Genomic DNA, 20,259 nt, shown 5'->3' on the forward strand with positions numbered 1-20,259 from the left:
CATAAATAATTGTAAATTTGGGTAACTTTAAAGAACTTGAAAGATGTTAAAGAAAAATCATAAATATATAAATAGAGAGATTAGTTGGTTGAAATTTAATTCAAGAGTTCTTCAAGAAGCCATGGATAAAAAAAATCCATTGTTGGAAAGACTTCGATTTCTTGGGATTTATTCTAATAATTTAGATGAGTTTTACAAAGTGCGTTATGCATATATAGCACGTATGATACAATTTCAAAGAAAATATAACAATATAATTGAAGATCAAAAAGATGTAGATCTTTTAGATGAAATAAATCAAACGGTAGCCTTTCAACAAAAAAAATACGATTTATTATATGAACAAATTATTAAAGAGTTAGCGAAAGAAAACACTTTGTTGGTAGATAATGATCATCTTCCAGAAAGCTTAATTCCTTATGTACAAGATTTTTTTCAAAATAAACTAAGTCATAATTTAACCGTCTTATATTGGATGGAAGGCGATAAAGTTTTGAATTTAAAGGATAATATTTTTTACTTAATCGTTACAATGAAAAAGAAGAATGGCAATCAACAATATGCTTTGATTGAAGTTCCCACAGACCGTTTTTCTCGCTTTTTAGTTTTACCAGACATCAACGAAAAGCATTATGTTATATTTTTAGAAGATATTATTCGATTTCATTTAAAAGATATATTTCAGTTTTTTAAGTTTGAAACCATAGAAGCCAAGTCCATTAAACTAACCAAAGATGCCGATCTATCTGTAGATAACGACGTACAAATAAGCTATATGGAAAGTGTAGCAGGGGCTTTAAAAGAAAGGCAAAAAGGTTTGCCCGTACGCTTGGTTTATGATAAAACTATTGATAGTAAAACCTTGGTTTTTTTAAAAAAAATGTTGAATTTAGATGAATATGATAGTCTTTCGCCCGGTGGTAAATATCATAATAAAAAAGATTTTATGAAATTCCCAACCTTAGGCAGAAAAGATTTAGAATATAAAAAAATTGCTCCCATCATCCCTAAAATATTAAGAGAAGAAAAAAATTATTTTAAAGCTTTTGCAAAAGAAGATACACTCATTTATACCCCATATTACGATTATTCAGTTTTTCTAAAATTTTTAAGAGGAGCAGCTATAGATCCTAAGGTTACCAAAATTAAAATCACTATATATAGAGTTGCTAACAATTCTCAAATTATAAGCGCATTAATCAATGCCGCAAAAAATGGCAAACAAGTTACTGCTGTTTTAGAATTAAGGGCTCGTTTTGATGAGGAACAAAACATAAAGTGGTCTCAACAATTACAAGATGAAGGGGTTAACGTAATATTTGGTGTTCCAGGACTTAAAGTACATTCCAAAATCGGAATTGTGGAAAGAGAATATCAAAGAGGAGCAGCAACTAGATATGCATTTATTTCAACAGGAAACTTTCATGAAGGAACGGCAAAAATTTATACTGACTTTACCCTATTTACAGTGAATGAGTCCATAGTAAACCAAGTAAATGACGTATTTAATTTTTTCAATGCCAATTATTTAGTGAAAAATTACAAAGATTTAGCAGTAAGTCCTTGGGGGATTAGGAGAAAACTTATATTAGGTATAAAAAGAGAAATTAAAAATAAGAAATCCGGGCTGGTGGCTCAAATCAATTTAAAAGTAAATAGTTTGTGCGACAAAGAAATTATTGACCATTTATATGATGCATCTAAAAATGGAGTGGAAGTAAGAATTTTAGTTCGAGGAATATGCTCTATAATTCCAGGAATTAAAGACCTAAGTGAGAATATAAAAGTGATAAGTGTAGTAGATAAATTTTTGGAACATCCAAGATTGTATTGGTTTAAAAATGCGGGTGAAGATGCCATATTTATATCGTCCGCAGATATAATGTCCAGAAATTTAGATCATAGAGTAGAAGTTGCTTGCCCTATTACTAATCCTAAGAATAAGGAAGAAATTATGAAAATATTTAATTTAGGGTTAGAAGATAACGTAAAAGGTCGTTTAATAAAAGAAGGTTTAGAAGAACCTTATCAAAGAAACAGAAGAAGAAAAAATAGATCTCAAGAAACTATATACCAATTTATAAAAGAATTTAATCAATAAAATTAATTATTACATACCTATGAATATATCTACCTATGCAGCTATTGATATAGGATCAAATGCAGTTCGCTTGCTAATCAACAATATTTATGAAACCACAGATTCAGTAACTTTCAATAAAGCAAGTCTCGTAAGAGTTCCTATACGCTTAGGACAAGATGTATTTACAGATGGTAAGATTTCCGAGCATTCAAAAGAAAGATTAGCACAAGCAATGCAAGCCTATAAACTATTAATGGATATTTACAATGTACAAAAATTTAGAGCCTTTGCAACTTCTGCTATGAGAGAAAGCCAGAATGCAACGGATGTTATTGATTATGTAAAAAATGTAAGTGGCATTGAGATTGAAGTAATTTCAGGAGAAGAAGAAGCAGAGATAATATTTAGTTCAGAATTGAAAAACTATATAGAATCCAATGAATTTTATCTTTTTATAGATGTAGGAGGAGGAAGTACAGAAATCTCATTATTAAATAAAGGCAAAGTAATAAATAGTCAATCATTTCCAATAGGTACTGTTCGTTTACTAGATGGCAAAGTAAACGAAGAGTATTTATTTGAAACAATTAAACCATGGGTTAAAAATATAACCAGAGATTTATCAGTGGAAGCTGTTGGTTCTGGTGGGAACATCAATTATATATTTAAAAATTCAGAAAAAAAAGAAGGTAAAAGTCTTACTGTTAGCTATTTAGTAAACCAATATAAAATTTTGAAGGAGTTGACTTATAACGAAAGAATTGAAAAGTATAATATGAAACCCGATCGCGCAGATGTTATAGTTCCAGCACTATTAATTTATAGTTCTGTAATGAAGTTTGCCAATGCAAAGCAAATTTTTGTACCTAAAATTGGAGCTGCAGATGGCATGATAAATTTAATGTATAAGCGTAGCAAAGAAAAAAAATAATTATTATAGATGGTGGACTATAATTATCAATTCATAGATGACGGAATCTACTTAATTAAATTCATTTATTTCAATCATAACTTACCCAATGACAACACAAAACTGCGATAAAAAATTATTTTTATTGGATGCTTATGCGTTAATTTTTAGAGCCTATTATGCATTTATAAAAAACCCTAGAATTAATTCCAAGGGAATAAACACCTCAGCAATCTTCGGTTTCACTAATACATTATTCGACTTAATGAAGAGAGAAAAGCCTACTCATTTAGCAGTAGTTTTTGATGTGGGAGAAACCTTTAGGCACAAAGAATATTCAGAATATAAAGCCAATAGAGAAGAAACCCCGGAAGCTATACGCATAGCCGTTCCATATATACAGAAAATATTGGAAGCTTTGGAAATTCCTTGCATGTGGAAAGAAGGTTTTGAAGCAGACGACGTAATAGGTACCTTAGCAAAAAAAGCAGAAAAGGAAGGTTATACAACCTATATGATGACTTCAGATAAAGATTATGCACAACTAGTATCAGAAAAAATTTTTGTTTATAAACCGGCCACCCGTGGAAATGATATTGAAATTTGGGATATTGAGAAAGTAAAAGAAAAATTTGAAGTTGAAGAGCCAGCTCAAGTGATTGATTTCTTAGGAATGATGGGGGATAGCGTAGATAATATACCCGGTATTCCTGGGGTGGGAGAAAAAACAGCCAAACAATTCATTAAAGAATACGGAAGTATGGAAAATCTTTTTTCTCATGCATCAGAGCTTAAAGGAAAAATGAAAGAAAAGATTGAGGCAAATCAAGAAATAGGTTTACTCTCTAAAAGGCTAGCTACCATAGAAACCGAAGTACCTATAGAATTTCATTATGAAAATTTTACCGTAGATAAGCCTAATGAAGAAAAAGTTGTAGAACTATTTGAAGAATTAGAGTTTAGAAATATGATTGTAAACTTTAAAAAAACCTACAATCTAATCTCCGAAAAAGAAATTACGGCAGGCACTTCCAATAAAAAAAATTCAGATTCAGCACAAAAATCTCTTTTTGATTCTGTACAAGAAGATAATGCCAATATTGAAGAATCAGATCATTGGAAAACACTTGAAAATACCGAACATTTTTATCAGTTGGTAGATACCCCAACCGCTATTAAATTACTAAAACAAAAACTATTAAAGCAAAAAGTAGTCTGTTTTGATACAGAAACTACTTCAACCAACTCTTTAGAAGCTGAATTGGTAGGAATATCTTTTTCATATGAAAAAGGTAAAGGTTATTACGTTCCACTAGATCCTGACGATAAACAAAAAACTAATGAAATCTTAGATGTTTTACTTAGCTTTTTCAATTCTGAAGAAATTGTAAAAGTTGGACAAAATTTGAAATACGATTGTAAAGTTTTAAGAAGATACAACGTTGAGGTTAAAGGCACTCTTTTTGATACCATGATTGCCCATTACTTAATAAATCCGGATGGCAGGCATGGAATGGATATAATGGCGGAAACCCTCTTACAATATAAACCACTTTCCATTGAAACATTAATAGGCAAAAAAGGAAAAAATCAGAAACTCTTTTCAACTGTACCTCTAGAACAACAAAAAGAATATGCAGTGGAGGATTCAGACATTACCCTGCAACTTAAAGAAAAATTACAACCCCAGTTAGAAAAAGATAATTTAAAAAAACTATTTGAAGAAATTGAAATGCCACTTATGAAAGTTTTGGCAGATATGGAATGGGAGGGAATAAATTTAGATTTGCATGCACTAAAAGAAATGTCTAAGGAATTAGACACCAATCTTTCACACTTAGAAAAAGAAATTTTTACACAAGCTGGGGAAGAGTTCAATATAAATTCCCCTAAACAATTGGGAGATATTATTTTTGACAAACTGAAACTAGGAAACAAACCCAAAAAAACAAAAACCGGACAATATGCAACCGGTGAGGATGTTCTACTAAAACTTGCGCATAAACATAAAATTATAGATCAATTACTGGAATATAGACAATTACAAAAACTTAAAAATACCTATGTTGATGCTTTACCCAATGAGGTAAATCCACAAACAGGAAGAGTACATACCACCTTTGCACAAACGGTAGCCGCAACCGGTCGTTTAGCCTCTAACAATCCCAATTTACAAAATATACCTATACGTACTTCTAGAGGGCAGGAAGTAAGAAAAGCCTTTGTAGCCAAAGATGCTCAACATAAAATTATCTCTGCAGACTACTCTCAAATTGAATTAAGAATCATTGCAGCTATGAGCAAAGACCCAGCAATGATTCAATCCTTCAACGAAGGAGAAGATTTTCACCGTTCTACGGCATCAAAAGTATTTCATGTTCCTATGGGGGAAGTTTCAAGAGAGCAACGTTCTCATGCAAAGACCGTAAACTTTGGTATCATATACGGAGTATCCTCCTTTGGACTAAGTGAGCAAACAGGCTTATCACGTTCCGAATCTAAACAATTGATTGATGCTTATTACGAAGCATATCCATTGCTAAAACAATATATGATGGAACAGGTTGAGATAGCCAGGAAAAATGGATACGTAGAAACCTTACTGGGTAGACGTCGGTATTTACCAGACATACAATCCGCTAATTCAATAGTTCGATCGCATGCAGAACGAAATGCAGTAAATGCTCCCATACAGGGGACTGCCGCTGATATTATTAAAATAGCCATGATACAGATTCATCAACAAATGATTGAGAAAAAAATGCATACGAAACTACTGTTACAAGTCCATGATGAGTTGGTATTTGATTCCCCTGACGAAGAAATTGAGGAAGCTTCTTCTCTAATTAAAAACACTATGGAAGCAGCCATTCAAATTGAAGTACCTTTATTGGTGGAAGTAGGAGTTGGAAAAAATTGGCTGGAAGCCCATTAGCTATTTATACCTATTATAATGGATAACCCAAAAATTTTATAACTTTAAAGTTAGAAATTTTTAAATATTCAAGATAGTGTGTGAAACGGTGAAAAAATTAGCTCATTCAAAGACTGTAAATTTAATGAGCTAGTGGTTGAATATAGTCAAAAAAATATTCCTACATTAGATATTAGGAGATAAAAAAAAGGAGCTTGTAAAAGCTCCTTTTTTATTTACTTGAGGAAAGCAAAATGCCCCGGAATAATGCCTGTGGCATTTACCCATTTCAAATCCCCGCCATTCGTCAAACAAAATACATTACCAGTTACCATATAATTTTTAGCATCTGCAAGATAAATATCTCCATTTTTTTGATTAACAGCTAAGCCGTAAGGAGATTCTATTTGAGATTTAATATTTTCATTAACGAAGCTAGAACCTTTACTTAAGCTATTAATATTTAAACGGCCATAAACATTGCTAGATTTGTTATTATTGTCATATTCCGTTCCTATGTAGTACATAGTATCTCCATAAAAATCAAAATCAGAAACTGGAAGGTTTAATTTTTGGATAACTAAATCTGTGGTAGGATCTAGGACAGAGATTGAAGAAGATATATTACCATAATTTCCCCTTGAAGTAACCCATACTTTTTGGTTTTGATCAACTTTAACCTTATTTAAATTAGGAGCAACTTCAATATTTTTTGTCACTTGAAAAGAATTTAAATCTACTACAGATACAGTGGTTTCGTAATCTCCCGTTGTAGTGTATCCCCCAGAATTAGCTACATACAATTTGTTATGAACAACGGCCAATCCATCTGGTTGTCTACCCACATTAACCTCACTAATTATTTGTAAATTAGTAGTATCAATTTTAAATACAATTCCTAAAGCCTCCCCATTGCCATAAGTAGCAGAAGCGTAAGAAGAAACATAGGCAAAGCCCTTATCAAAAGCAATGTACCGAGCATTAGGTATAGTTATTTTACCTTCAGAAACACCGGTTTTACTATTCATAACCTCCACGCTGTTAGAAGCATTCATGACTGCATACATCTTAGAACCATATATTTTCAAATCATTACCGGTATCACCCAAACCTCCTTTACTTGGATTTATTTTTTGAAAATAATCATTGATTAATTCACCCGTATCATTATTAAAATAGCTGAGCGTAGAATTATTGCTACCAAAGCTTCCCTCATTTAAAATATAAGTAACATTTGAAGATTTTAATGGGGGTGCTTGTATTTGACTGTTAAAGTTATCATCGTTGCTACACGAAGTGATTCCAAGAAGGACTAAAAAGGACAAAAGTAGATGTAGTGCTTTCATGTTTATAATTGTTTAAAATATTTTTATAACTCAGCTCGTAAAGAAATTCGGTAACTTCTTCCCGGCATGGGATAATTCAAAACTATTTCGTATTGTTTATTAAAAAGATTACTAACTTCAATTCCAGCTTTCAAATTCATATTTTTCATAGGAATTAATTTAGTAAAATTAATATCATGGGTGATCCATTCCGGTAAATAATTAGATTTAATATTTTCAGAAGAACTATAACGACTTCCGGTATACACAAGGCTATAACTTAGGTCCCAAGTTTTAAAAGTGGATCCTACTAATAAATTACCACTGTTTTTAGGGATATAAGGAATTTGATTTTTATAGGTTGATTGACCGGTTAAACCGCCTGTGACATCTTGGGCACTTTCGAAAGTATAATTAATATGTGTATACATTTGCATATGCTCCATCAGTTGCCAAGTCGATTGAGTAGAAATTTCTATGCCACGAATCTTTACTTCACCTATATTAAACATAGCCCATCTAAATTGCTGTCCCCTAGGAAAGGCAACTATTTTATCTTTAACCTCATTGTAATAACCATCAACCGTTGCAGAAATATTTGTTAAAATTCCCTCAGAAAATTTGTGTGAGATATGCAGACCAATATCGTATTGTGAAACATATTCTGGTTTAAGGTTTGAAGACCCAATTTCAGTATAACAAAGATCATTAAAAGTAGGCATTCTAAAGATTTGCTTATAAAAAGCATGGAAAGTAAAATTAATATTTTTTAATAACTTATAACTAGCAAAAAAAGAAGGAGTAAATTCATTTCTAGAATTAGCCTCGGTTGATTGATCCGCAACTTGATCTTGTATAAATGATCCTAAAACTGAAGTTTGAAATTTTAAACGATTCCAATTGAAATTTGATGATAAAGCCACCCATTCTGCATTTCTTTTTGGATTTCTGTTTTTATAAAAATTAGTAGTTAAATGGTTGAATTGGTAATCGGTAGCTAAAGCAATATTCCAAAAATCAAACAGCTTATACTGTTGAGCTAAAGAAATATAAAATTCTTGCTGTTTGTATACATTATCAAAATGTTTAGAAACATAATCGCCCAAAACAGTATGATCATAATAATGAGTATAATCGTTGGCATATTTAGCATGGATTAAAACCTTGTACCGAGGATTGATATCTTTCTCAAGAGTTCCTTGTACAAAATAATTTCTATCCCATTGCTTTTCAAATTGGTAACGCTGGTAAGAATTTTTAATTACAGCTCCGGGAATTTGTCTATCCGAATCATAATAATAATTTTTTAAACTCCAAGTACCGTTCTTTATAATACCATTTAAATTCCATTCTGCTCTAAAAGCACTAATATTTCCATTGGTTCGTATAGCTATAGTATCTAAACCATTTTTCCTATATCTAAATTTATATTTTCCGTTAGAATTTAGGTATTCTAAGTTAAGAGAAGAAGATAGGGTAGGAGAAATTTTTTGTTCCCATAATACAGAAGGATTAATCAATGCAAAAGAGCCTGTACGAAATTGAATGCCTATATTGTTTTTTTTATTTTCCAAAAAAATTGGTTTTTTAGATTTTAAATAGATACTACTCGCGGTAGCAAAATCTTTGGCAGATTGCAAAATCTCGCTTTTTTGTCCATTATACAAAGAGATGGATTCCATATTATCTAAAGAGAACTTCCCCAAATCAACAGTTCCGTTTTGTGCATTACCCAATGAAACACCATCATAAAAAACTCCCACATGTTGGCTACCCATCCCTCTAATATTTACAGTTTTTATACCACCTACACCACCGTAATCTTTAAGTTGAACGCCTGAAAATAATCGAACAGCATCTGCCACCGATAAACCATTTACTTTATCTAATTCTTCTTTTGAGATTTGTTGATGAGGAATTACTTCCAATGATTTTTTTTTGCCAAAAGTTACTACATCTTGTAGGGATTCAATTGAAATGCTATCCGAATTTTTTTGTGCTTGAATAAAATAAAAAAATAAGATAAAATATAAAATTAATAATTTTTTTATACTAAAAAATATTTTTTTCATTTTATTAAATAAATTAAGATATCAATATAGATAATTTTTTATTCAAGTTATCTATGGGCTAATAAACTTGTTAATATATAAAGTTGTAATATCTAAGAACTTTTACAAGCATAAAAAATTTATTTACAATTTTAAATTTTATAATTCAGATTTATATAAATTTAAAAAAATCTATTTTTCGCAAATATATTAAACATATTAATAAAATATCCTATAATTATTCAGTGATTAGTTTTAATTTTGCAAAATTAAATTCTAATACTATGGAAGAAAATAAAGAAATTAAAACAGAAGAATCTACGATTTCCAAAAAGGAGATCGATAAAAAAACTAGTTCTAAAGCAATCATAATAAATCGATGGCATTTAATTTTAGGATTATGCTTTCTGGTCATTTTAGGCTTATTAGGTTACATAGTTTTTTCACCTAAGGCTATAGAAGAAGTAAAAATAAACGATGATAAGCAGAACGATAAAGTTTTAGCTGTTGAGCCAGAGAAAGTTAAAGAAGATAGCGTGAAAGTGACTAAGGTTGAAAAGAAATTCGATGAATATGGAGAAGAAATTGATCCGTATACCAAAGCCTATATAATTGCAAATAGTGCTTATTTAAGAACTTCTCCCGATAAATCGAATAATGCAGTTGAAACTTTACATTTTGGTGAAGTTCTTTATGTGAAAGATTTTTATGAAAATAGAAGTGGTCCGTATGTAGAAGTATATAAAACTAAACCCAGAGAAGGAGATAGTTACCCGTCAAGGTACTATATAGCTACGTCAACCTTAGTTGAGGAATATAGTTTTGATGAATTTAAAAAAGCATTTTCTCTTTCACCATTTTCAAAACTAGATTCTAAAACAAAGAAAATTATATTAGATAACGACTATTACGATCAAACCCGATATAAACCAACACAAAACGCAGATCGAGCAACCCAATGTGTAGCATACGGCGATTTTGATAATGATGGATTGCAAGACGTAGCAGTTATACTAGACAATACACAAAGACAATCGTCATATTTATTAGTTATATGTACAAATAAAGTAACTAAAGAACCTTATGTAGCTTATAGCAAAGATTTTAATGGGTATTACAGAATAAATTCATTTAAAAAAGGTGCTAAAATATTTAAAAACTCATCCAATTTAGTACCTTCTCCTATAGATGGGCTTATATTGCAATACGGTAGTTACAACAAAAATGCTTTGTTAATGGATACAAATACTAAAGACTATGATTTGTATCCACAATATTCCTACGGAGATGAAGAAAATTAATTTGTAATAAATTAGACTTTTAAAAAAATCACATAGATTAACTATATTTATGTGATTTTTTTAAGCACAAGAATCTTATAATGATAAATATATATTTATATTAGAATTTAATATAGATAGCTCTTAAGTGTTTTTAAATAATTTGAAAAAAAATTAAAATTCAATAAAAAAATCTTAGATTTGAATTATGGATATTCAACTTCCTGAAAAACTATATTATTCAATAGGAGAAGTGGCAAAAGCTTTTAATGTGAATGCTTCTCTTATACGTTTTTGGGAAAAAGAATTTGATATTTTAACACCCAAAAAAAATAAAAAAGGTGACCGTTTCTTTACTCCGAAAGATGTAGAGAATCTTAAAGTTATTTATCATTTGGTAAAAGAGAAAGGGTATACCTTAGACGGAGCTAAAACAGCTCTTAGAGTACAACCCAATACACCAAAGAAGGTAGAAGTTATATCACGTTTACAAATGATAAGAGCAGAATTAGTAAAACTAAAAGAATTATTAGACGAATAATTAAATTAAATGAATATGAAATTACCAAAGTTTTTAATGGCTGATAACTCAAATTATCCAGAAGATTTATTTGTAGTTCACACCGAATTCCCAAGATTTATATTAAATGTTGAAGAAGAGGATGTAGAATGGTTAGATACAATCGAAGAAAGTGATGAAGACGCAACCAATGAAATAAATTCCTTGATTGAAAAAGCATTTGCTTTTTGCGACGAAGAAATTGAAAAATACGAAGAGGAGGACGAGGAATAAATTTTTTAAAATATATTACTCATGTAATTATAAAGCAATACCTAGATAAGGTGTTGCTTTTTTCATTTAATTTATGTTGAATGCGTTCAAAAATTTTTATATTTATCCAAATTCAATAATATAAATTTTTTTAAAACAAATAAAAATTATGGAATCAATAAACGGAATTAATGCATTAACTTTAGTATTTGTATCCTTATTAGTTTTTGCTATTGCCTATCGATTTTATGGAATTTTTATAGCAAATAAAGTGCTAAGATTAAATTCTAAAAACGTAACCCCCGCAGTAGAATTTGCAGATGGTCATGATTATGTAGCAACCAATAAAAATGTACTTTTTGGGCATCATTTTGCAGCAATTGCAGCTGCGGGTCCTCTGGTAGGACCTGTGCTAGCAGCACAATTCGGTTATTTGCCAGGGACCTTATGGATTTTAATAGGCTGTGTACTTGGAGGAGGAGTACACGATATGGTTGTTCTATTTGCTTCAGTTCGTCATAAAGGACAAAGTTTAGCAACGATAGCGTCTAAAGAAATTGGACCTGTTACTGGAACAATTGCAGGATTTGCCATATTATTCATTTTAATATTAACATTAGCAGGGTTGTCACTAGCCTGTATAAGTGCTATGCACGAAGCATCTTGGTCATTATTTACTGTATTAATAACCATGCCCATCGCAATTGTTATGGGTTTGCTGATGAGGTATAGAAAGAATAGTGTAACCCTAGCCAGCATTTTAGGGGTTTTCCTATTGATCATTGGAATCGTTGGGGGACATAATTTAATGCAAAATGAGACCATCAACCATATATTCCATTGGGATATAAAAACCATTTCCATCGCAATTCCTATTTACGGATTTATTGCTTCCGTGCTACCCGTTTGGTTGTTATTAGTTCCCAGAGATTACTTATCAACGTACTTAAAAATAGGAACCATATTAATGCTTGCAGTAGGAATTATTTTTGTTCATCCAACCATTCAAATGCCTTCACTGACATCTTTTATAAACGGTGGAGGACCTGTAATCGGAGGGCCTGTATTGCCATTTATATTCATTGTCATTGCTTGTGGAGCTATCTCTGGATTTCATGCCATAATAGCAACGGGAACTACACCAAAAATGATTGGTGATGAAAGAGAAATACTTTTTGTAGGCTATGGAGCTATGTTAGTGGAAGGATTTGTAGCTTTAATGGCATTAATTGCCGCATGTACTTTAATGCCCGGAGATTATTTTGCAATTAACACCCCAGTAGATACCTACAATAGCTTTTTACAGGCACATCCTTCTCTACATGCAGTTGATTTACAATATTTTATTGATCATATAGGAATTGATTTGCATGGTAGAACAGGGGGAGCAGTATCTTTAGCTGTAGGGATGGCTCATATTTTTAATAATATACCTTATATGGATCGTTTAATGGCTTATTGGTATAATTTTGCAATTATGTTTGAAGCTGTGTTTATACTTACGGCTATAGATGCAGGTACTAGAGTTGGAAGATTTTTTTTACAAGAAATGTTAGGAAATGTAATCCCTAAGTTTAACGATAAAAATTGGCTACCAGGTATTATTATTAGTAGTACCCTTTTTACCTTTGCTTGGGGCTATTTAGTTTATACAGGAAATGTTAGCAGCATATGGCCTTTATTTGGAATTAGTAATCAATTATTAGCGGCCTGTGGTCTTATAGTATGTACAACAATGTTGATTAGAATGAATAGAAAAAAATATGCTTTATGTGCAGCTATCCCAGGAGTATTTATGGCTGTAATAACTTTTTGGGCGGGTTATATTCAAGTTGTAGATATATATTATCCGAATGAACAATATTTATTAGCCACATTGGCAACCATAGCAATGTTATTGATGTTGGTTGTTTTTATAGGAACATTTAAACGATGGCTAGAATTACTGAATATGAAAACTTTGGTCACAGATAAATATGGAGATTCTGTAAAACAATTGGTTGAAAGATAAAAGTTTATGTTTCCATAAGAACACTTATAAATTTTATAATTGATATATAATAAAAATCATTTGTTTAATTATAAAAAAGATTATTTCTATATAATTAAAACTTAATTTATAATAATTTAGCTTAAAATTATATTATTTTTTAATCTTTAAGGTTTATATGTAATTAAATGATTATAAATGGGTTAATATTTTATAATCATTGAAATTAAAATAAAAAGAAGCATAACAATATTGTTTAATTATGGAAAACCGTAGTTGTAATGTTTAATAGGTTGTTACATTTGTATAACAAATCGAAGAGCTTAGTTAAACTAAAAAACAAGAACGTTAATTTATTATTATATAATTTTTACTGTAAAATAATTGTATAATATTCCTTTTTAAGAAAAATTTGGATATGAATCATATGTTATTTCATATCCAAATTCATTTAGTTAATTGCAATGAATAAATTACTACTATTAGACAGTTGTAAACTAGCTGTATAAATAAATACTTATTTTTTATAAAATTTTCATTTAATTATATCCATAAAATGGATGTAATAAAAGTTTGAATTTCTATAATTTTTAGAGTGCAAAATTGATAATTATTTATTGCAAATAGCACAAAAGGTTTTGGCTGGATATTTTAAATTTTATTATTAAATAATCATACCTTTGATTTTCAAATTATAGACAAATAATATGAAAACTAAATATAATACTATTGATAAAAATTTATTTATAAAAAATAGGCAAAAGTTTGTTCAAAGAATGAGGCCTCAATCCATTGCTATTTTTAATAGTAATGATATTTTTCCAATAGGAGCAGATAGTACATTACCTTTTCAGCAAAATAGAGATTTGTTTTATTTAACGGGAATAGATCAAGAGGAAACTATTTTAGTTTTATGTCCGTATGCACACTTAGAAGAATATAGAGAAATACTTTTTATAAGAGAAACTAATAAACATATAGCAATTTGGGAAGGAGAAAAATATTCTCAGGAACAAGCCAATGATATTTCTGGAATAAAAAGTGTTTTTTGGCTAAAAGATTTAAATAAAATTATAAGTCAATTAATTCCCCAAATGGAGAATATATATATAAATATAAATGAACATTCTCGTGCAGAACGAGTAGTAGAAACTAGAGAAGATAGATTTATAAAAAAATTACAAAAACAATATAGGGGACATAATTATCTAAGAAGTAATCCTATTCTACAACACCTGCGATCAATTAAAGAGCCGGAAGAAATTGATATATTACAACACGCTTGTAACATCACTGAAAAAGGATTTAGAAGGGTTTTACCATTCATTAAACCAGGCGTATTTGAAAATGAAATAGAAGCAGAATATATTCATGAATTTATAAGAAATAAATCCAAAGGTTTTGCCTATTCACCGATCATAGCATCAGGAAATAATAACAATATTCTTCATTACATACAAAACAATAAAGAATGTAAAGATGGGCAATTAATTTTAATGGATGTTGGAGCTGAATATGCCAATTATTCTTCAGATATGACCCGTACGGTTCCTGTAAGCGGAAAATTTTCTCAAAGGCAAAAGCAAATTTATCAAGCAGTTTTAAATATTAAAAAAGAGTCCACTAAACTATTAGTCACAGGGAACAACTGGTTGAATTATAATGAAGAAGTGGGTAAAATTGTTACTCAGGAGTTATTAAATTTGAACTTATTGTCATTAAATGATGTTAAAAACGAAGATCCTAAATGGCCGGCCTATAAAAAATATTTTATGCATGGGAATTCTCATCATTTAGGGCTTGACACCCACGATTATGGGATTTTAACAGAACCTTTTGTTCCTAATATGGTTTTAACGGTAGAGCCTGGTATTTATCTCCCTGAGGAAGGTTTTGGAATAAGATTGGAAGATAATTATGTGATTCAATCCAACGGGGAACCTTACAATCTTATGAGAAATATTCCTATTGATTATGAAGAGATAGAAGATCTTATGAATGCTTGAAATGTAGAAGTTTAGGCAAAGTCTTAAATTAAAAACTTAATAATTTATAAAATGTTTAATTATATTGAAATAGAACGCGTTGAAAAAATATCAAAAGAGGATTTTTACAACAATTTTTACAAAAAACAGAAACCCGTAGTTATTGAAAAAATAACACAAAATTGGGCAGCTTTTACTAAATGGGATTTTGAATATATAAAACAAGTAGCTGGAGATAAAATTGTGCCCTTATACAATAATGATCCTGTTAGCGCTGATAAAAAGGTAAACGAGCCAGATGCTCGGATGAAGATGGCGGATTATATTGATCTTTTACACAAAGGTCCTACAGATTTACGAATATTTCTATTTAATTTATTAAAACAAGTGCCTGAAATGCAAAAGGATTTTGAATTTCCGGATTTAGGTCTTAATCTCTTCAAAAGCATGCCTATGTTATTTTTTGGAGGAGCAGGTTCCAATGTTTTTATGCATTTTGATATTGACTTAGCAAATATTCTTCATTTCCATTTTTCAGGCAAAAAACAATGTATTCTAGTTTCTCCAGAAGATACAAAATTTATGTATAAAGTTCCCTATTCAACCATTTGTAGAGAAGATATTAATTTTGATCAACCCGATTTTGAAAAATTTCCAGCTTTGAAAAGAATTAAACCTTTTAGAGCAGACCTTTCTCATGGAGAAATGCTGTACATGCCAGAAGGTTGGTGGCATTATATGAAATATATAACTCCAGGTTTTTCAATGAGTTTGCGCTCTTTAGCCAAAAGACCATCAAACTTTACCCAAGCAATTTTAAATATATTTGTAAAAAGACATTACGATAATTATATGAGAAAAAAGAAAGGCCAAGAGTGGATAGATTATAAAAATGAATTAGCCATAAAAAATACCCATCGGGAGTTGAGTATGTTTGAATAAATATTTCATTATAAAAAAGTAAAAACCCAAGGTTAACCTTGGGTTTTTACTTTTTTATAATGAAATATAAATGGTTAATTTAGCAAAAATTAACTATAAATATGAAAATTTTTTATAAAGTAATTCTCCTTAGTATTTTATTAGTATCAACTCTATTATTTTCACAAAAAAAATATCCAAGTTTATTATGGGAAATTTCAGGAAATGGACTGAAAGAAAAATCCTACCTATACGGAACTATGCATGTAAGCGAAAAAGTAGCATTTAATTTATCTGATGATTTTTATGAAAAGCTCTTTTCCGTTAAACAGATAGCCTTAGAATCTGATCCGGAATTATGGTTAAATGAAATTTATTCTAAATTAAATACCGATAATTTTTATCAGAAGAATGATTACTCTTACCAAAGTTTATATATAAATAATACTTCCATAGATATTTATAAACAATCGTTGAGAGCCAAAGATATGTTGGCAAATGGTATATTATATAGAAGGTATCCAGAAATGCAGAATTTTCAAGAAAATACCTACATTGATATGTTTATCTATAGAGCCGCTAAGAAGTTAAATAAAAAATTTGTAGGGCTAGAGAACATTCAAGAATCAGAAGACTTAGTACAAAAATCAGAAGTTAGTAATGGATATATAAACAATTCAGACATAAAAAATATAAAAATTAAAAAACTTTTAAAAACTAAATCTTTATACGAATTAATGTTTGATGCTTATAGAAAACAAGATTTAGATTTAATTGATGAAATATCTCTGGCAACTAGCACATTCAATTCTAGAAAGTATTTATTGTATATAAGAAATGAAAACATGGTTAAAACTATGGATAGTTTAATGAAGAAAGGATCTCTTTTTTCAGCGGTTGGAGCGGCACATTTACCAGGTACCTATGGTATAATTGAGAAATTAAGAAACTTAGGATATACAGTTCAACCAATCACTGGTTTATATACGGAAAAAGGAAGATTGAAAAAGGAACAATTGGAACATTTAGTTTACAATCACAAATTAAAAAATTATAAGAGTAAAACAGGGTTAACAATACAATCACCAGAAAAATTTTTTAACTATTCTTCCAGTCAAGATATAGATTACTTGGTTTCCTTAGACATTCCAAACGGCGCGTTTCTATCAATCACAAAATTTAACAATTATAACTTTTTAAAAAATAATTTATCAAAAGTTTCATTAGAATCTATTGATAGTCTACTTTATGAAAATATTCCTGGAAAGATATTAAATAAAAAAAATATAAGCTTAGATGGATTTTCAGGAATTGAACTTATAAGTAAGATAGAACAAGATGAGTATATAAGTATGCAAATTTTTGTAACACCCTTACAAACGTATATAGTTAGTCTATTTGGATCTAAGCCCTACCAAGATAAATATAAAAGCAAAATTTTTAAAAGTTTAAAATTGGACAATTACACAAGCACTTTTTCAAATTTTGAACCTAAATATGGAGGATACACGATTAAAATGCCTGATTATAGAGTAGTTACAGATACTTTGTATGGCCATACGAATGTAATAGGGTATGATAATAACACAAAGTCTTATTATTTTATGAAGTCTCAAGTTTGGGAGAATATTTCATCAGAGAAAGAAATTTATGAACTTGAAAGAATCCCTTATGAAATAGGAAAAAATTTAAATGCAGAAATCATTACTACATCTATAAATAAGGAAAATGAAATTCCATATTCAGAATCTATAATACAATGGAAAAATAGAGAGAAATTATATTTAAAAACAATGATTAATAGCTCCTATTATCATGTTGCTGGAATACAAACAAGCAATGAAGATCAGAAAAAAGATTTTTTTAATTCCTTAATAATTACGGACTTCAAAAGATTAAAAAAAACAGAAAAATTTACAAATAAAACAGCGGGGTATTCAATTATTGTTCCTAGTGAGTCTATAAAAACTAAACCTAAAATTGATATAGAGAAGAGTGTGAATGATTCTGGAGATGAGTTAGATACATCTATTAATATTGATGATCATGAGCAAAATAATACTGAAGAGATGAACGAGGGAGATGTGCAAGAACAAACTTCTTTTATCCTAGATAATGGGCAAACCCTAAGCATATTTAATTATAACTATATACCGACCAGTGATTCTCTTTCTCTAGATCAAGTAATTAAAGAATATGTAGATGATCAATATCCCTCAGACTCTTGCAATCATAGAAAAATAAAATTTCTTGTCCATGGAATTACTGAAAATAAAAACTCTTTTTCAGATTATTTATTGAAAGAAGACACTAAAGCACAAGCCTACCGATTAAGATATTTTTATGAAAATTATAGAATTTACGAAATTAAATACATAGTTAATGCGCATAAAGAGTTTAGAAATCCTTCTATTGAAGATATAATTAATAATATTCAATTCTTACCTTTTGCAGATGATCAGGTAAATGTTGATAATATTGAGAACTTAGATGTAAATAAAGAACCTACTGAGATCACTAGCACCCAACTGGTGGATAATGATGAATTTTTTAAATTTAACGATGAATTTAGTTCCTCAGATGTGAATTCTTATAGTTTAGAACAAGATTCTCTTCTTTGGAAACCCGATATTTTTATAGATAAAAAGATATTAAATCAATTGAAGCTGTTCTCAAATAATTCTAATAAGGTTGAAGAATTTGTTTTAGAACTAAATGAACAATTTTTAAATCAAAAATTATTAGAAAAAGTTATAAAGATTTTAGATTTTCATGAAAATACAAAACCAGAATTTTATCTAAACTTATTTACAAAATTTAAAAACAATGGCAACGCACAATTTATAATATTACAAAAAATTATTGCTTTAGATAAAGATAAACAATTGAATAAGGATATTATAGAATTAATACAACGGAATCAACCCATTCCATTGTCTGAAAGTGCTATTCCTAATCTAATGAATAATTTAGAATTGTACGATCAATCAGAAGATTATATGTTACCTACCTTGTTGTCTTTACTAGGAGTAGAAGAGTATCAAAATACTTTAATTGATTATCTAACAAGATTAAATGACGATCATAAACTAAAAGCTTATCATATAAAAAAGTATAGAGATTTTTTCTATAAAGAAACGGATAAAGAAATAAAGAGGATATTAAGTTACGAATCTGGTAATAGTATGAATAACCCTTATTTAGAAAATAATTATTCTATTATAAAATTAAAAAAATATCTTGAAATACTTTCAATATTCAATGATACAGAATATAAACATCTAATAAAAAGTATTAGAGAAACCAAAAATATTGGCTTAATTGAACTTTTAATTTCTTTAAAAGAACCCATAGATTTAACCAAAGAAGAATATTTATTTGTTAAAAAACAAGCGATTCCATCTAAAAAAATGAATGAATCCTATAAAGAAAAGTTCGGGGAAGATCTTTTTAATCCTGCCAAGGATTTAACGGCAGAATTAGCTAAAAAAGAGCTAATGAAAAATATTTTACAGAATCATACTTATGATTATGAAAAAGTAGATTCATTAGCATTTAAGGAGGAACAGAATTATTCTTACGAAGGAAAGGATTATAAAATTTTCTATTTTACTGTATACAAAAACAATATTGTATCAGAGCTGGATAAAAATATTAATGCTAAGGAAGATGAACAAGATTTTCATGAATACAAGGAGAAGGATGATAACATTCAAGAAGTTAATATAGGAATAATTGCCTTTGATTTGATGACCTCAAATAAAAATAATGATACTTGTTATGAAGAGAATAATCAGGATGGGTTTACCAATGAATCTGATTACGTTTGGAATAGCGAATCAGATTTTATGGCTTTAACACTATTTAATTCTATAGATTTGTATTATAAAGATTTAAATGAATGGGAGAAATTAAAAGATAAATTTATAGATTATTTAAAATCTTTAAGTCATCCAAGATCAACATCCAAATTTTTAGATGAGGTATACACGATTGAATATCCTTATTAAATTAATATTTGTTAGTTT

General features: G+C 29.4%; 12 protein-coding genes. 10 read left to right on the forward strand and 2 right to left on the reverse strand.

Features of this window, described 5'->3' with window-relative positions; genetic code table 11:
- Positions 1–43 precede the first annotated feature (43 nt).
- The 3 genes from ppk1 (at position 44) to polA (ending at position 5,928) form a co-directional block, all read left to right on the forward strand.
- Complete coding sequence (gene ppk1 / locus ETU08_RS09355) at positions 44–2,101, forward strand: polyphosphate kinase 1 (RefSeq protein WP_146262765.1); 2,058 nt, start codon at positions 44–46, stop codon at positions 2,099–2,101.
- 19 nt (positions 2,102–2,120) lie between these two features.
- On the forward strand, positions 2,121–3,014 hold the full coding sequence (locus ETU08_RS09360) for a Ppx/GppA phosphatase family protein (RefSeq protein WP_146262766.1): 894 nt from the start codon (positions 2,121–2,123) through the stop codon (positions 3,012–3,014).
- A gap of 88 nt (positions 3,015–3,102) precedes the next feature.
- A complete protein-coding gene (polA, locus tag ETU08_RS09365) occupies positions 3,103–5,928 on the forward strand; it encodes a DNA polymerase I (RefSeq protein WP_146262767.1) in 2,826 nt (941 codons plus the stop codon).
- Positions 5,929–6,143: 215 nt separating this feature from the next.
- Here the strand turns inward: polA and ETU08_RS09370 are convergent, their stop codons facing one another.
- Both ETU08_RS09370 and ETU08_RS09375 read right to left on the reverse strand, forming a co-directional pair.
- On the reverse strand, positions 6,144–7,253 hold the full coding sequence (locus tag ETU08_RS09370; RefSeq protein WP_146262768.1) for a YncE family protein: 1,110 nt from the start codon (positions 7,251–7,253) through the stop codon (positions 6,144–6,146).
- 23 nt (positions 7,254–7,276) lie between these two features.
- Complete coding sequence (locus tag ETU08_RS09375) at positions 7,277–9,304, reverse strand: TonB-dependent receptor (protein ID WP_146262769.1); 2,028 nt, start codon at positions 9,302–9,304, stop codon at positions 7,277–7,279.
- 263 nt (positions 9,305–9,567) lie between these two features.
- On the opposite strand from ETU08_RS09375, the gene ETU08_RS09380 reads away from it, so the two are divergent.
- The 7 genes from ETU08_RS09380 to ETU08_RS09410 all read left to right on the forward strand — a co-directional run bounded on the left by ETU08_RS09380 (position 9,568) and on the right by ETU08_RS09410 (position 20,241).
- Positions 9,568–10,584, forward strand: a complete 1,017-nt coding sequence (locus tag ETU08_RS09380; protein ID WP_146262770.1) for a hypothetical protein — start codon at positions 9,568–9,570, stop codon at positions 10,582–10,584.
- A gap of 187 nt (positions 10,585–10,771) precedes the next feature.
- Positions 10,772–11,104 carry a MerR family transcriptional regulator gene (locus ETU08_RS09385; RefSeq protein WP_146262771.1) on the forward strand — a complete coding sequence of 111 codons (333 nt, stop codon included), beginning with the start codon at positions 10,772–10,774 and terminating at the stop codon, positions 11,102–11,104.
- A 15-nt stretch (positions 11,105–11,119) separates the two neighbouring features.
- Entirely contained in the window at positions 11,120–11,356 is a 237-nt protein-coding gene (locus tag ETU08_RS09390; RefSeq protein WP_146262772.1) for a DUF8828 family protein, read from the forward strand.
- 148 nt (positions 11,357–11,504) lie between these two features.
- Positions 11,505–13,346, forward strand: coding sequence for a carbon starvation CstA family protein (locus tag ETU08_RS09395; protein ID WP_185145311.1), 1,842 nt, complete (start codon positions 11,505–11,507; stop codon positions 13,344–13,346).
- 686 nt (positions 13,347–14,032) lie between these two features.
- Entirely contained in the window at positions 14,033–15,331 is a 1,299-nt protein-coding gene (locus tag ETU08_RS09400; RefSeq protein WP_146262773.1) for an aminopeptidase P N-terminal domain-containing protein, read from the forward strand.
- Positions 15,332–15,382: 51 nt separating this feature from the next.
- Entirely contained in the window at positions 15,383–16,252 is an 870-nt protein-coding gene (locus ETU08_RS09405) for a cupin-like domain-containing protein (RefSeq protein ID WP_146262774.1), read from the forward strand.
- 101 nt (positions 16,253–16,353) lie between these two features.
- Positions 16,354–20,241 (forward strand): TraB/GumN family protein, encoded by a 3,888-nt coding sequence (locus ETU08_RS09410; RefSeq protein ID WP_146262775.1) that lies wholly within the window; start codon positions 16,354–16,356, stop codon positions 20,239–20,241.
- Positions 20,242–20,259 lie beyond the last annotated feature (18 nt).

This window comes from Apibacter muscae (genome assembly GCF_007845635.1).
GTDB lineage: Bacteria > Bacteroidota > Bacteroidia > Flavobacteriales > Weeksellaceae > Apibacter > Apibacter muscae.

Bases quoted from the DNA above. Each gene is read 5' to 3' on its own strand.
- ETU08_RS09375 (WP_146262769.1), bottom strand. From the start codon at position 9,304: ATGAAAAAAATATTTTTTAGTATAAAAAAATTATTAATTTTATATTTT.
- ETU08_RS09395 (WP_185145311.1), top strand. From the start codon at position 11,505: ATGGAATCAATAAACGGAATTAATGCATTAACTTTAGTATTTGTATCC.
- polA (WP_146262767.1), top strand. From the start codon at position 3,103: ATGACAACACAAAACTGCGATAAAAAATTATTTTTATTGGATGCTTAT.
- ETU08_RS09405 (WP_146262774.1), top strand. From the start codon at position 15,383: ATGTTTAATTATATTGAAATAGAACGCGTTGAAAAAATATCAAAAGAG.
- ETU08_RS09400 (WP_146262773.1), top strand. From the start codon at position 14,033: ATGAAAACTAAATATAATACTATTGATAAAAATTTATTTATAAAAAAT.
- ETU08_RS09360 (WP_146262766.1), top strand. From the start codon at position 2,121: ATGAATATATCTACCTATGCAGCTATTGATATAGGATCAAATGCAGTT.
- ETU08_RS09410 (WP_146262775.1), top strand. From the start codon at position 16,354: ATGAAAATTTTTTATAAAGTAATTCTCCTTAGTATTTTATTAGTATCA.
- ETU08_RS09385 (WP_146262771.1), top strand. From the start codon at position 10,772: ATGGATATTCAACTTCCTGAAAAACTATATTATTCAATAGGAGAAGTG.
- ETU08_RS09380 (WP_146262770.1), top strand. From the start codon at position 9,568: ATGGAAGAAAATAAAGAAATTAAAACAGAAGAATCTACGATTTCCAAA.
- ppk1 (WP_146262765.1), top strand. From the start codon at position 44: ATGTTAAAGAAAAATCATAAATATATAAATAGAGAGATTAGTTGGTTG.
- ETU08_RS09390 (WP_146262772.1), top strand. From the start codon at position 11,120: ATGAAATTACCAAAGTTTTTAATGGCTGATAACTCAAATTATCCAGAA.
- ETU08_RS09370 (WP_146262768.1), bottom strand. From the start codon at position 7,253: ATGAAAGCACTACATCTACTTTTGTCCTTTTTAGTCCTTCTTGGAATC.